This is a genomic window from Microbacterium sp. 05N427 (genome assembly GCF_056397105.1).
The window spans coordinates 118,958-131,735 of the sequence record NZ_JBFTMT010000008.1; the positions used below are offsets into that span (position 1 = coordinate 118,958).

Genomic DNA, 12,778 nt, shown 5'->3' on the forward strand with positions numbered 1-12,778 from the left:
CCCCTCGCCCCGACTTAGGATGATTCAGCCATGATCAGACCCGACCTCTCCCTGCCGATCCCGGACGACATCACCGCCGCGCACTTCATCGGCATCGGCGGCTCCGGCATGTCGGGCCTCGCTCGCATGTTCCTCGATGCGGGGATCCGCGTGTCCGGCAGCGATCGCGCGGACAGCGCCAACCTGCAGGCTCTCGCGGCGCTCGGCGCCGAGGTGCACGTCGGCCACGACGCCGCGAATCTGGGTGACGCCGACACGGTCGTGCACACGGGCGCGATCTGGCCCGAGAACCCGGAGTTCGTGCTCGCCAAGGAGCGCGGGCTGCACGTGATCCACCGATCGCAGGCGCTGCACTGGCTGATCCGCGGACGGCGCCTCGTGTCGGTCGCCGGCGCCCACGGCAAGACGAGCTCGACGGGCATGATCGTCACCGCCCTGCAGGAGCTCGGGGCCGATCCGAACTTCGTCAACGGCGGCGTCATCGAACAGTTGGGCGCCTCCAGCTCCTCGGGGGCGGACGACCTCTTCGTGATCGAGGCCGACGAGTCCGACGGCACGTTCCTGCTCTACGACACCTCCGTCGCGCTCATCACGAACGTCGACCCCGATCACCTGGACCACTACGGATCCGACGAGGCCTTCCACGACGCGTTCGTGACGTTCGCGAACGCAGCGAGCGAGGCCGTCGTGATCTCGAGCGACGACCAGGGCGCGTTGCGCGTGCGGGCGGGGATCACGCATCCGAACGTGATCTCGTTCGGCCTCGCGGACGACGCGGATCTGAGGATCACCGACGTCGTCACGGACGGTCCTGTGGCCGCGACATTGACCATGCACGGGGCCTCCGCCCGCATGCAGCTCGCGGTTCCCGGCGTGCACAACGCGATCAACGCGGCCGGTGCGGTCGCCGTGCTCACGACGCTCGGCTACACGCTCGCAGACGCCGCGCGAGCGATGGAGGGCTTCGCGGGCACCGTCCGCCGCCTCGAGCTGCACGGCAGCGCACGCGGGGTGAGCGTCTACGACGACTACTCGCATCACCCGACCGAGGTTCGCGCCGCCCTGGAGGCCATGCGCACGATCGTCGGCGAGGGGCGGATCATCGCCATCCAGCAGCCGCACACGTATTCGCGCACGCAGCACATGTACCGCGAGTTCGCCGAGGTGCTCGAGACCTATGCGGATCACACGGTCATGCTCGACGTCTACGGCGCGCGCGAGGATCCGGTTCCCGGCGTCACCGGCGAGCTGGTCAGCGGCGCTTTCGCGGATCCGCACCACGTGCACTACGTCGCGGACTGGCAGCAGGCCGCCGACTACACCGCATCCGTCGCGCGTGACGGCGACTACGTGATCACGCTCGGCTGCGGCAACGTCTACCAGATCATCCCGCAGGTGCTGGACGCCCTGCGCACCACCGCCGAGGGCTGACCGTGCGACGGCCGTCCGCGATCCCCTCTCCCGCGCCTCCGGTCGAGCCGGAGCGTCCGGCCGTGGCGCAGCCGTTCGATGGCGCGCGGAGACGGGCGACCGGGTTCGGCATCGACGCCTCGGCGGGGCCGAACGCGGATACGACCGCAGCGGTGCACGAGGACGCGGACGCCACCGCGCCGATCCCGCTCGACCGCGGGTCCTCGGCCGTCCCCTCGACTGCCAGGGAGCGTGCGGAGAAGCCTGATCCGGCGGACCCGCAGGACGATGTTCCGCTGACTGCTCGGGACCTCTGGCAGGCGACTCGGGCGCGCCGGAGCGCGCTGCGCACCGAGATCCGCCGCTTCACGCAGCGCTCCCGGCGTCGGAGGATCGGCTGGCTCGTCGGGGCCGCGCTCGCACTGCTCGTCGTGGGCGGCAGTGTCGGTGCGGCGTACAGTCCGCTGTTCGCGGTGGAGACCATCACGGTGGAGGGGGCGAGCGCGGTCAAGGCGGCCGACGTGCAGAAGGCGCTGTCCGGCCAGGTCGGCAGGCCCTTGGCGCTCGTGGATTCCAGCGCCGTCAAGGCCGCGCTCGTCGCGTTCCCACTGATCGAGACCTACCGGCTCGAAGCCCACCCGCCGCACGATCTCGTGGTGCGGATCGTCGAGCGCACACCCGTCGGCGTCCTCCAGGCCGACGACGGGCGATTCACGGTCGTCGACGCCGCAGGAGTGGTCCTCTCGAGCACCGAGGCGCGGCCCGCCGGGTACGCCCTGATCGACGTCGCCGGTGGCACCGGATCCACCTCGTTCGCCGCAGTGGGCACGGCCCTCCGCTCGCTGCCCGCCGAGCTGCGCGGCCAGGTCGACGGCGCCACCGCGTCCACCCCGGATGACATCGTGCTGAAGCTGTCCGGCGGCGCGCAGGTGGTGTGGGGGAGCGCGGAGCAGTCGGCGCTCAAGACCCGCTCCCTGCTGGCCCTGATGAAGGTGAATCCGGGCGCAGCATCGTACGACGTCTCCTCGCCGGGCGTCGGCGTGGTCGGCTGAGTACGAATATCCGAAACGATCGCGCCCAGGCGCGTGTCGCTTGGCTTCAGTGCGCCCTGCGCCGCTTACCTTCAGACAAGAGAAAGCAATACCGGGAAATACTTTAACCTTCTGCTTGAGGTTTAAGGTTGCCCGCTCGGGGCTCGAAATACATCGGAGGACGGGATGAGCCAGAACCAGAACTACCTTGCCGTGATCAAGGTCGTCGGTGTCGGCGGTGGCGGCGTCAACGCCGTCAATCGCATGATCGATCTCGGCCTGCGCGGCGTCGAGTTCATCGCGATCAACACCGATGCGCAGGCGCTGCTGATGAGCGATGCCGACGTCAAGCTCGACGTCGGCCGCGATCTCACCCGCGGCCTCGGCGCGGGTGCCGACCCCGAAGTCGGACGCCGCGCTGCCGAGGACCACGCGGAGGAGATCGAGCAGGCGCTGAGCGGCGCCGACATGGTCTTCGTCACCGCGGGCGAGGGCGGCGGCACCGGAACCGGTGGCGCGCCGATCGTGGCGCGCATCGCCAAGTCGATCGGCGCTCTGACCATCGGCGTCGTGACCAAGCCGTTCTCGTTCGAGGGGCGTCGTCGGCAGAGCCAGGCCGATGCCGGCGTGGCGAAGCTGAAGGAAGAGGTCGACACCCTCATCGTGGTGCCGAACGACCGCCTGCTGGAGATCAGCGACCGCGGTATCTCGATGATCGAGGCCTTCGCGACCGCCGACCAGGTGCTCCTCGCCGGTGTGCAGGGCATCACCGATCTGATCACCACGCCGGGTCTCATCAACCTCGACTTCAACGACGTCAAGTCGGTCATGCAGGGGGCCGGATCCGCGCTCATGGGCATCGGTTCCGCCCGCGGTGCCGACCGTGCGATCAAGGCGGCGGAGCTCGCGGTCGAATCGCCCCTGCTCGAGGCTTCCATCGAGGGTGCGCACGGCGTGCTGCTGTCGATCCAGGGTGGATCGAACCTCGGCATCTTCGAGATCCACGACGCGGCGGACCTCGTCAAGGAGGCCGCGCACCCCGAAGCCAACATCATCTTCGGAACGGTCATCGATGACACCCTCGGCGACGAGGTGCGCGTCACGGTGATCGCTGCCGGCTTCGACAGCGGTGAGCCCACGCTGCGCCTCGACCCGCAGATCTTCTCGCGCACGACGACCCCCGCGGTCGCCGAGAAGCCCGCCGCCGAGGAGCGCGAGGACTCGGCCCAGGCCGACGAGGCGCCGCGTCAGACCGCTCCCGTGTCCGTGCCGTCGATCCCGCCGGTGCACACCAGCATCGAGCCGGCCTTCGACGAGAGCGATCTCGACATCCCCGAGTTCCTTAAGTGATCTCGGTCGCCGAGCGGCTGTCCGCGATCGATGCAGCGATCGCGGACGCCGCACGGCGCGCGGAACGGGATCCTGCGGAGATCACGCGCATCGTGGTGACGAAGTTCCACCCCGCCGCTCTGGTGAGCGAGCTGTACGGCCTCGGCGTCCGCGAGGTGGGTGAGAACCGGCAGCAGGAGCTCTCCGCGAAGGCGGAGGCCCTTGCGGACCTGGATGATCTGCGCTGGCATTTCATCGGGCAGGCGCAGACGAACAAGGCCGGCGCGATCCGTCGCGCGGCGCAGGCCGTGCACTCGGTGGACCGCCTGCGCATCGCGGAGGCGCTCGACCGCGCGGCGACGGACGACACGCTGCTCGACGTCCTGCTGCAGATCAACCTCACCGAGGACCCGGGCCGCGGGGGAGTCTCCCCGGCGGAGCTCGAGCGGCTCGCGGAACAGGTGCTCGCCCTGCCGACGCTGCGGCTGCGCGGCGTGATGGCGGTCGCCCCGCTCGACGAGGACCCGGCGGCCGCGTTCGCCCGCGTCCACGAGTCCGCGCAGCGCCTGCGCACGGTCGCCCCTGGAGCCGATTGGATCTCGGCCGGGATGACGGGTGATTTCGCCGAGGCGATCGCAGCCGGCGCGACACACCTACGTATCGGCTCCGCAATCACGGGGCCACGACCCGCACAGGGTTAGCCTCGAAACAGAACCACCCCTACACGCTCGGAGGACACGATGGGGAACCCGCTGAAGAAGACCATGGTCTATCTCGGCCTCGCCGATGAGGAAGAGGTCTACGACGAGCAGGCTCCGGCCGCGCAGAGCGCCCGCCAGGAGCAGGTCCGCCACGAGCCCGTCCGCCGTGACGAAGTGCGTCGCGAGCGCGAGGAGGCGAAGCCGGCTCCTGTGACGCCGCTGCGCCGTCCGACCGCCGTGCGTCAGCCGTCCGTCGGCGCCGTGAACGAGATCCTCACGGTGCACCCGAAGCAGTATCGCGATGCTCAGGTCATCGCGGAGAGCTTCCGCGACGGGATCCCTGTGATCATCAACCTCTCGCAGATGAGCGACGCCGACGCGCGCCGACTGATCGACTTCGCGAGCGGACTCTCGCTCGGCCTTTACGGGCGCATCGAGCGCGTGACGAACAAGGTCTTCCTGTTGTCGCCGGAGAGCATCGCGGTGTCGGGCCAGGGCGGGATCGCCGGGGGCGACGAGCCCGCGCTCGCGCACTCCTGACGCGTGGTGGTGCCGCCCGCGGTCTCCACGATCGCAGCGATTCTCAACATCCTGCTGCTGCTGTACCTGCTCACGCTGTTCGCACGGTTGATCCTGGAATACATTCCCATCTTCAACCGTTCCTGGCGCCCGCGTGGTGCGGGGCTGATCGTCGCCGAGATCGTCTACACGCTCACGGATCCGCCGATCCGACTTTTCCGACGCCTCATTCCTCCGCTGAGGATCGGACCCGTCGCGCTCGACCTGGGCTTCACGCTCACCATGATCATCGTGCTCATCCTGATGTCGATCACCCGATCCTTCATCTAGGGCACCTCGCCGCGCCCGTTCGCGCGCGCTTCGCGGCGCCGCGATTGGGCGGCTATGCTTTTCCGAAGGTGCACGCCGAGGGGCAGGCGCCATTTCCACCCGGCCACCGAGAACTCATCGAAGGAGCCACCCATGGCACTGACCCCGGATGACGTCGTCACCAAGCAGTTCCAGCACGTCCGTTTCAAGGACGGCTTCGACCCGGACGAGGTCGACGACTTCCTCGACGAGGTCGTGCTCGAGTGGCGTAAGGCCCTCGACGAGAACGCCGAGCTGAAGGCGAAGCTGGCCGCCTACGAGTCCGGAGAGAAGGCCGCTCCCGCGGCCGAGGCTCCGGTCGCTGCCGCGCCTGCGCCTGTCGCCGCCCCGGTCGCCGAGACCGGTGCTCCGGCCGCCGCGACCGCCGGCATCATCGAGCTCGCGCAGCGTCTGCACGACGAGCACGTCGCCGAGGGCAAGTCCCAGCGCGACCAGCTCATCGCCGATGCGAAGGCCCAGGCGTCGAAGATCCTCGCCGACGCCGAGCAGAAGCAGCGTGAAGAGACCTCGCGTCTCGAGCGCGAGCGCAACGTGCTCGAGGGCAAGATCACCGAGCTGCACGACTTCGAGCGCACGTACCGCACGCAGCTGCGCAGCTACATCGAGGGTCAGCTCCGCGACCTCGACGAGAAGGGCGGCCCCAACGGGGACGCCTCCTCCGCGCAGTAAGGGGCCCCGTTGACCCGGCGTCAACCGCTTCACGGTTCGGCGGCCGGCGCGATCATTGCGATTCTCGCAGTGCTCGTGCTGGCCGCCGACCAGTTTGTGAAGTACCTCACCATCGCCCACTTGCCCCAGGAGCAGGTCGTCCCCGTGCTCGGGGGCTTCCTGCAGCTCTTCTACATCCGCAACTCCGGGGCGGCTTTCTCGATCGGCGCGGGCTACACCTGGGTCTTCACGATCGCCCTGGCCGTCGTCGCGTGCGTGATCGTGTGGAAGGCGTTCTCCGTACGCGCGAGACTGTGGGCCGTGGTACTCGGCGCGCTGCTGGGCGGTGTGCTCGGGAACCTCACGGATCGGATCTTCCGCGAACCGGGATTCGGTGTCGGACATGTCGTCGACATGATCTCGATGCCGTGGATGCTGCCGGCCATCTTCAACGTCGCCGACATCTTCATCGTCTGCGGCATGATCTCGATCGCCCTTCTGATCATCGTGGGACTCCGTCTCGACGGCACCCGCGAGCGGGACCACAAGGACGAGACGGCGACGGAGTCGGTCGAGGACGACGAGTCCCGGTCGGCGGTCGCCGAGGACGCCCCCGCCACGGACGCGGCGACCAGCCCGGATCCGCAGCACTCTGCGCGCCGCGATGGCGCCGGAGCCGAGGACTGACCGTGGAATCCCGCTCACTCCCCGTGCCGGACGGGTTGGACGGAGTCAGGGTGGATGCCGCGCTCGCGAAGATGCTCGGCTTCTCGCGTACTTTCGCGGCGGAGGTCGCGGAGGCCGGGGGAGTGACCCTCGACGGCACCGTGCTGGGAAAGTCGGACAAGCTGCGCGCCGGAGGCTGGCTCGACGTGGAGTGGGCGCCGAAGCAGGCGCCCAGGATCGAACCCATCGCCGTGCCGGAGCTCGGCATCGTCTATGACGATGACGACATCGTGGTGGTCGACAAGCCCACCGGAGTGGCCGCGCACCCGTCCCTGGGATGGGAGGGGCCGACCGTCGTCGGCGCCCTGGCCGCCGCAGGATTCCGTATCGCGACCAGCGGCGCTGCCGAGCGTCAGGGCGTCGTGCACCGTCTCGACGTCGGGACCAGCGGGCTCATGGTGGTCGCGAAGTCCGAGGCGGCGTACGCGGAGCTCAAGCGCGCCTTCAAGGAGCGCACGGTCGAGAAGATCTATCACGCGGTCGTGCAGGGGCACCCCGATCCGCTCGCCGGCACGATCGACGCGCCGATCGGGCGGCACCCGAATCACTCTTGGAAGTTCGCGGTGATCCCCGACGGCAAGCCCTCGGTCACCCACTACGAGACGCTCGAAGCCTTTCCTGGCGCATCCCTGCTGGAGATCCACCTCGAGACCGGCCGGACGCACCAGATCCGCGTGCACATGGCTGCGCATCGGCACCCCTGCGTGGGGGATCCGCTGTACGGCGCCGACCCGACGCTGTCGGCGCGTCTCGGGCTGACGAGGCAGTGGTTGCACGCGCACCGGCTGGGCTTCGCTCATCCGACCACCGGCGAGTGGGTCCAGACGGAGTCGCCGTATCCGGCCGACTTCCAGCACGCGCTCGACGTGCTCCGCGGCGAGGCCTGAGCAGCGGAGCCTTCCGGGCTCAGAGGGGCAGCTCGCCCGTCGCGGACACCACGCCGTCGAGCGTCGCCTCCAGGAACCGGACGACGACCTCCGGATCCTCGTCCCGGTCGATGACGAGGCTGATCAGGGTCTCCTCGGTGAAGGACACCCAGGAGCGCAGAGCGACGCGCAGCGCCGCCGTGTCCGGCGTGCCGAGCTCGGTGAACGCGTCGAGCAGCCGTTCGGCGTTGAGATCGCGCGATTCGTCGACCACCCGCCGGACGGCGGGGTCGCTGCTTGCGATGCCGCGCACGAGCGAGTGGAACGTGCCCTGGTGCTGGCGTACGAACTCCGTGATGCGCAGGAGCGTGTCGCGGATCCGTGCGCGCGGTTCCAGGTCGTCGCGGGGTTCTGAGGCGAGCAGCAGGCTGTCCCTGGCCATGGTGACGACCGCGAGGTGCATGCCCTGCCGGGTGTCGAAGTAGTGGAACAGCAAGGGGCGGGACACGCCGGCGCGCTGGGCGAGCACGTCCATGGTGAGCTCGTCCAGGGAGTGCTCGGCGAGGAAGTTCACCCCGGTCGCGACGAGCTGCGCACGACGCTCCTCCGGTGTCAGTCGGACGCGTCGCAGCTCGGGCATGCCCTGAGCCTAGCGGGAGGGAGCAGCGGCCGCGTCCGGTATTGACTCTGAGTCAACGGGCAATATACTCGACCAGGTGAGCGCCGCCATCGCAGCCGGCGCGCTGAAGGAGGATCGATGAAGTTCCCGAAGTCCGACCGTGTCCGCAAGCTCGGCTCGTCCCACGCCGGCCGTATCGCCCTCGTGGCGATCCCCGCAGGCGTCGTCGCCGCAGCGCTGATGGGCGGGGTCGCCCAAGGGGCCGTCCCCGTCTCGTTCGCCGTCTCGGGGAGCCAGTTCCAGATCGGAGCCTCCCAGCTGGAGGGCAGCGGCTTCTCGCAGTACGCCGGTGTCGCGAAGGACACGGAAGGCAAGGAGCACACGGTCGCCATCGCGAACATCAAGAGCGCGACACTCGCTGACCTCTGCCAGTCCGTGATCACCGACACGCCGCTCGGCAAGGTCGGCGTGCTCATCAAGGCGGGCGGCAACGGCAACCCGGCGTCCGCCAGCGACCTGCAGATCGGTATGACCGGGCTCAAGGGCGACGCGTCGTTCGGCGCGATCCGCATCGGCGTGGACGCCTCGACCGTCAACACCGACGCCAAGGGCTCCGCGGGCGACTTCGCTCAGGACGCCGACACCGTCTCGATCAAGAACCTGCAGCAGACGGCCTGGAGCACCCAGGCCTCGGTGTTCACCCTCACGGGCATGACGCTGGAGCTGACGGACGGTTCGCAGGGATGCTTCTGAACGACGAGGCTGCGATGACCGACGACGCGAGCACCCGCGGATCCGCACGGCGCAGTCCGCGCGACGCGGATGCGCCTGCACTGCGGCCGGTTCGCCCCGCGTCCGAGCCCGCCTCGCCCGTCGATGCCGGGGCGGCCGATGTTTCCGAGGAGACGGGTGCTGCGACAGCGGAGGCGACCCCCGCGCGGGGGTTCCGGCACTGGCGACGGCAGCGACCGTTCGTCGGCGGACTGCTGGTCGCTCTCGGCGGCATCGAGATGTTCTTCTCCGGACAGCTCGACATCGGACACCTGCACGTCCAGCTCGGAATCGAGGGGCTGCAGGCGACGATCATCCCGATCGCGTTGCTGCTGCTCGGAATCCTCGCGGTCACGATGCCCGCGCATCACGTGTTCTACGGGATCATCGCCCTGGTCGTCGCGATCTACTCGCTGATCGGCGTGAACCTCGGCGGGTTCATCATCGGGATGCTCCTCGCCGGCACCGGGGCCGTGCTCGTGGTCGCCTGGATGGGGCCGCGCGACCCCGTGCCCGCCGGCGGAGCCGAGGAGGCCGCGTCGTGAAGCCGCAGCGCCGCCACGGCGCCGTGCTCCTGGCAGCGCTCGCCCTCGTCGCGCCGATGACTCTCGGGGCCGCCATCGCCCCGGCGTCCCAGCCGACGGGACTGTGCATTCCGCTGCTCTGGTGCCCCTCTCCGAGCCCGACGCCGACGACGCCCCCGCCGAAGTCGGGGACGCCTGGTCCCGCGGTGCCGGGACTGCCCGCGGTGCCTGATGCGCCGTCGACGCCCGGTGCGCCGACGCCCGGCGCGACGACGCCGACCGCTCCGAGCGATCCTGCCCCGACCCCGGTGGCCGCGACGAAGGACGAGAGCGCGCCCGTCTTCACGAAGACCCCGGCCTCGATGGGATCGCAGGGGCTGTCCTTCACGGGCTTGAGCGGGATCTCGATCGTCGATGTGCCGACCATCGACGGCAGCACGATCCGCGCCCTCAAGATCTCGGCCGACTCGATCACCATCTCGGGCTTCTCGCTCACCGTCCGTCCGCCGGACAAGGCGGGGCTCGTGACGAATGCCGACACCATGACCCTCACCGGGCACGTGAGCGTGTATCTCGGTTCGGTCACCGCGACGACGCAGGACGGTCGCGCGCTGACCCTGGGAACCGACACGCCCCCGCCCCTGGACGACGTCAAGCCCGGCCTGCTGCGCGTCACGATGGGTCTCGTCGGCACGATCGCCGACTCGATCACCTACACGAACACGGACCAGCGCATCGTCGAACCCTGACCTCGTCCCGCGCCGCGCGGATGTCCGACCGGCGGGGCAGGATGGGCTCATGAGCATCGAGGTGCGGCCGGCGAGCGTCTTCGAGGACGTCGCGATACTCGTGGGGCCGAAGAAACCGACCTCGCAGTCCTGCTTCTGCCTGAGCTACCGGATCCCCGGTAAGGAGAGCCAGGCGTTGCGTGGCGAGGCCAGGGCGGAGCGGATGCGCGGGCTCTGCACCGAGGATCCGCCTCCCGGGGTGATCGCCTATCTCGACGACGAGCCTGTCGGCTGGGCGGCAGTGCATCCCCGGCAGGACACGTCGTTCGCGCGCAACCGTCTGATTCCGAGTGTCGATGGTCTCGACGTCTGGTCGCTGTGGTGTCTGCGTGTGCGACCGGGGTACCGCAAGCAGGGCATCACGCATGCGCTCATCGACGGCGCGGTCGCCTTCGCCCGTGAACACGGCGCGCCGGCCGTCGAGGCGTATCCCGTCGACAATCACGGCGCGAAGGTGGACTTGRCGATGGCGTACGTCGGCACGCGCGCGCTCTTCGAATCGGCCGGCTTCGCCAAGGCCGCGGACACCGGATCCGTGATCAACGGCTTCCCGCGGGTTCTGGTGCGGCTCGACCTGCGCGACGAGATTTCGTGAACCGACGCTCTCCCCGACTCGCTGAAGATCCCGGCCGACTGAGCGTTCAGGCCCGCGGAGGTCTTCCGCCGCGGTAGTGCGCGGGATCGTCCTCGGCCATGGCGAGGGCGATCTTGCGTACGTGGGCGTCGTCGACGTCGCCCATCGAGGCGAGGTCGTAGAAGCCGACCTCGGTGAGCTCGCCGTCGGCGGGGTGCGGTTCGCCGGAGACCCAGTTGCAGCGGAACACGATGTCGAGATAGTCGACCTGATCCCCGTTCGCGTACGTCACCCGGGGGAGCTGCTGGACCAGCGCGAGGCGCTCGACCTTGACGCTCACGCCGGCCTCTTCGAGGCATTCCCGCACCGCGGTGTCCGCGGGCTCCTCTCCCGGCTCGACGATGCCCGAGATCGCCTGCCACGCACCGTTGTCCGCCCTCTTGCCGAGCAGCACCTTCTCGTCGCGGAACACGATCGCGGTGACGCCGACGAGGTTCAGCGGGGCATGGCCCACGTGCTGACGCAGCGCGAGGACAAAGTCGGGAGTGGTCATTGGTTCAGCGTATCCGTGCCCCGTGACGACTCGCCCGTGACCTCAGAACGGCACGGGTTCCCTGTCGGTCAGCGGCGGCGGATCCGAATCGCAGACGGTGAAGGTGACCGGCGAAGGCGGTCGATCGAGGTAGGTGCGGCCGGTCGGGCTGGTCCATTCCAGGATCCCCGCGCCGAGTTGGGTGACGGCCCATCGGCCGTGGTGCTTCACGACGTGGTGTCGCCGGCAGCACCCGTCGAGGTTGTCGATGTCCGTGGTGCCACCGAGCGCGGCGTCGACGGTGTGATCGAGATCCTGGGCGACCGGTGGAAGTCCGCAGCCGGGGAACCGGCACCGCAGGTCCCTGGCGTGCAGGAGCCGCTTCAGATCGGCATTGGGTCGGTACCGGTCGACCGCGAGGATCGCGCCCGTGACGGGGTGGGTCAGTACGCGTTCCCATGCGACGACGCCGCCGGCCAGGAGACGTGCCGTATCAGTGTCGATCGGGCTCCCTCCGGCCAGCTCGCCAGGCAGCTCTGCGCGGATCTCGAATCCTGTGCCGGGGAACGGGGCGCCGTTCTCGCCGGCGTCGGAGCCATCGCCGGAGAAGCGGTCTGCGTCGTCGAAGGAACCTCTGTCGCGAGCGCCGGCGCCGGAGCATGAATCTCGTCCGAGGAGCGTGAGGACGGGGACAGTGAATTCCACGCGGGCGCGGATCGCGCCGAGCAGCCCTGCCGGTGTGTCGTGGCCCGAAGGTGCGCCGCTGAGCAGGACATCCGCGACGAGGTCGGCACGCAACTGATCGATCGTCCGAACATCGTGGGGGTCGCCGAACGCATCACGAACCGTCTCGCTCCCCACCGCATCAGGCTTCGCGGCCCGGGCATTGGCGACCTGGACCGCGCGGGCCTGCTGGCTGAGGCGGTCGTGGATGCCGTCGATCACCGCCGCCGAGTGGATCATCCCGAGCATCTTCTGCCCGTCGGGGAGGTCTTCTCGCCATATCCGTCGCTGCTTCTGCGCTTCGCGGTGCCGCTCGGTGAGGTCACGGGGAGCGGCACGCTCCGCCTCGCGTCGGATCAGCGGCCGGGCACGGTTCGGGGAATCGTTCTCGGCGATCGGCAGCACGCGCGCGGTGAACGCCTCGCGGGCAGCGTCATCTGCGATCGCTGCGCCCGCGTCCTGGATCATCCGGGCGTGCGGCAGCGAGATGCGTGCGTTCGCCAGCGCATCGAGCACGGTGGGGAACCGGGACGCGAGCTCACCGGCCTGGGCCATGCGGCGCTGGATCGTCCGATCCGAGACGCGCAGCGCGGCGCCGATCTCCGCAGCGACGCTGCGCTCCGCGATCTCCGCCGATAAGCCCCGGAC

General features: G+C 69.5%; 16 protein-coding genes. 13 read left to right on the plus strand and 3 right to left on the minus strand.

Annotated elements, in window-relative coordinates; translation table 11 throughout:
* The first annotated feature begins 30 nt into the window (after positions 1-30).
* The 9 genes from murC (at position 31) to AC1DG4_RS10320 (ending at position 7,620) form a co-directional block, all read left to right on the plus strand.
* A complete protein-coding gene (murC, locus tag AC1DG4_RS10280) occupies positions 31-1,431 on the plus strand; it encodes a UDP-N-acetylmuramate--L-alanine ligase (protein ID WP_477381909.1) in 1,401 nt (466 codons plus the stop codon).
* Between the two features lie 62 nt (positions 1,432-1,493).
* Positions 1,494-2,462 (plus strand): cell division protein FtsQ/DivIB, encoded by a 969-nt coding sequence (locus AC1DG4_RS10285; RefSeq protein ID WP_477381908.1) that lies wholly within the window; start codon positions 1,494-1,496, stop codon positions 2,460-2,462.
* Positions 2,463-2,627: 165 nt separating this feature from the next.
* Complete coding sequence (gene ftsZ, locus AC1DG4_RS10290; protein ID WP_477381907.1) at positions 2,628-3,791, plus strand: cell division protein FtsZ; 1,164 nt, start codon at positions 2,628-2,630, stop codon at positions 3,789-3,791.
* Positions 3,791-4,471 carry a YggS family pyridoxal phosphate-dependent enzyme gene (locus AC1DG4_RS10295; protein ID WP_477382013.1) on the plus strand — a complete coding sequence of 227 codons (681 nt, stop codon included), beginning with the start codon at positions 3,791-3,793 and terminating at the stop codon, positions 4,469-4,471. Before ftsZ ends, AC1DG4_RS10295 begins: the two co-directional genes overlap by 1 nt.
* Positions 4,472-4,510: 39 nt before the next feature.
* Positions 4,511-5,011 (plus strand): cell division protein SepF, encoded by a 501-nt coding sequence (locus AC1DG4_RS10300; protein ID WP_477381906.1) that lies wholly within the window; start codon positions 4,511-4,513, stop codon positions 5,009-5,011.
* A 3-nt stretch (positions 5,012-5,014) separates the two neighbouring features.
* On the plus strand, positions 5,015-5,320 hold the full coding sequence (locus AC1DG4_RS10305) for a YggT family protein (RefSeq protein ID WP_477381905.1): 306 nt from the start codon (positions 5,015-5,017) through the stop codon (positions 5,318-5,320).
* Between the two features lie 132 nt (positions 5,321-5,452).
* Positions 5,453-6,028 (plus strand): DivIVA domain-containing protein, encoded by a 576-nt coding sequence (locus tag AC1DG4_RS10310; RefSeq protein ID WP_045272478.1) that lies wholly within the window; start codon positions 5,453-5,455, stop codon positions 6,026-6,028.
* A gap of 9 nt (positions 6,029-6,037) precedes the next feature.
* Complete coding sequence (lspA, locus tag AC1DG4_RS10315; RefSeq protein ID WP_477381904.1) at positions 6,038-6,694, plus strand: signal peptidase II; 657 nt, start codon at positions 6,038-6,040, stop codon at positions 6,692-6,694.
* A gap of 2 nt (positions 6,695-6,696) precedes the next feature.
* A complete protein-coding gene (locus AC1DG4_RS10320; RefSeq protein WP_477381903.1) occupies positions 6,697-7,620 on the plus strand; it encodes an RluA family pseudouridine synthase in 924 nt (307 codons plus the stop codon).
* A 19-nt stretch (positions 7,621-7,639) separates the two neighbouring features.
* Here the strand turns inward: AC1DG4_RS10320 and AC1DG4_RS10325 are convergent, their stop codons facing one another.
* Positions 7,640-8,239, minus strand: coding sequence for a TetR/AcrR family transcriptional regulator (locus tag AC1DG4_RS10325; protein ID WP_477381902.1), 600 nt, complete (start codon positions 8,237-8,239; stop codon positions 7,640-7,642).
* A gap of 117 nt (positions 8,240-8,356) precedes the next feature.
* Between AC1DG4_RS10325 and AC1DG4_RS10330 the strand changes: the two genes are divergently transcribed.
* From AC1DG4_RS10330 to AC1DG4_RS10345, 4 genes are read left to right on the plus strand one after another with little or no spacing between them, the layout of a single operon-like run.
* Complete coding sequence (locus tag AC1DG4_RS10330) at positions 8,357-8,971, plus strand: DUF6230 family protein (protein WP_477381901.1); 615 nt, start codon at positions 8,357-8,359, stop codon at positions 8,969-8,971.
* Positions 8,972-8,985: 14 nt separating this feature from the next.
* Positions 8,986-9,534 carry a DUF6114 domain-containing protein gene (locus AC1DG4_RS10335; RefSeq protein WP_477381900.1) on the plus strand — a complete coding sequence of 183 codons (549 nt, stop codon included), beginning with the start codon at positions 8,986-8,988 and terminating at the stop codon, positions 9,532-9,534.
* A complete protein-coding gene (locus tag AC1DG4_RS10340; RefSeq protein WP_477381899.1) occupies positions 9,531-10,262 on the plus strand; it encodes a hypothetical protein in 732 nt (243 codons plus the stop codon). Before AC1DG4_RS10335 ends, AC1DG4_RS10340 begins: the two co-directional genes overlap by 4 nt.
* A gap of 49 nt (positions 10,263-10,311) precedes the next feature.
* Positions 10,312-10,896, plus strand: coding sequence for a GNAT family N-acetyltransferase (locus AC1DG4_RS10345; RefSeq protein WP_477421219.1), 585 nt, complete (start codon positions 10,312-10,314; stop codon positions 10,894-10,896).
* Positions 10,897-10,942: 46 nt separating this feature from the next.
* Here the strand turns inward: AC1DG4_RS10345 and AC1DG4_RS10350 are convergent, their stop codons facing one another.
* Both AC1DG4_RS10350 and AC1DG4_RS10355 read right to left on the minus strand, forming a co-directional pair.
* Positions 10,943-11,428: an NUDIX hydrolase gene (locus AC1DG4_RS10350; protein ID WP_477381897.1), complete on the minus strand. Its 486-nt coding sequence runs from the start codon at positions 11,426-11,428 to the stop codon at positions 10,943-10,945.
* 42 nt (positions 11,429-11,470) lie between these two features.
* On the minus strand, positions 11,471-12,778 hold a 1,308-nt coding region (locus AC1DG4_RS10355), incomplete at its 5' end, for an HNH endonuclease signature motif containing protein (RefSeq protein WP_477421220.1).

What these genes read in the sequence shown, in the direction of transcription:
- AC1DG4_RS10350 (WP_477381897.1), bottom strand. Translation starts at nt 11,428, where the DNA reads ATGACCACTCCCGACTTTGTCCTCGCGCTGCGTCAGCACGTGGGCCAT.
- ftsZ (WP_477381907.1), top strand. Translation starts at nt 2,628, where the DNA reads ATGAGCCAGAACCAGAACTACCTTGCCGTGATCAAGGTCGTCGGTGTC.
- AC1DG4_RS10330 (WP_477381901.1), top strand. Translation starts at nt 8,357, where the DNA reads ATGAAGTTCCCGAAGTCCGACCGTGTCCGCAAGCTCGGCTCGTCCCAC.
- murC (WP_477381909.1), top strand. Translation starts at nt 31, where the DNA reads ATGATCAGACCCGACCTCTCCCTGCCGATCCCGGACGACATCACCGCC.
- AC1DG4_RS10335 (WP_477381900.1), top strand. Translation starts at nt 8,986, where the DNA reads ATGACCGACGACGCGAGCACCCGCGGATCCGCACGGCGCAGTCCGCGC.
- AC1DG4_RS10300 (WP_477381906.1), top strand. Translation starts at nt 4,511, where the DNA reads ATGGGGAACCCGCTGAAGAAGACCATGGTCTATCTCGGCCTCGCCGAT.
- AC1DG4_RS10325 (WP_477381902.1), bottom strand. Translation starts at nt 8,239, where the DNA reads ATGCCCGAGCTGCGACGCGTCCGACTGACACCGGAGGAGCGTCGTGCG.
- AC1DG4_RS10310 (WP_045272478.1), top strand. Translation starts at nt 5,453, where the DNA reads ATGGCACTGACCCCGGATGACGTCGTCACCAAGCAGTTCCAGCACGTC.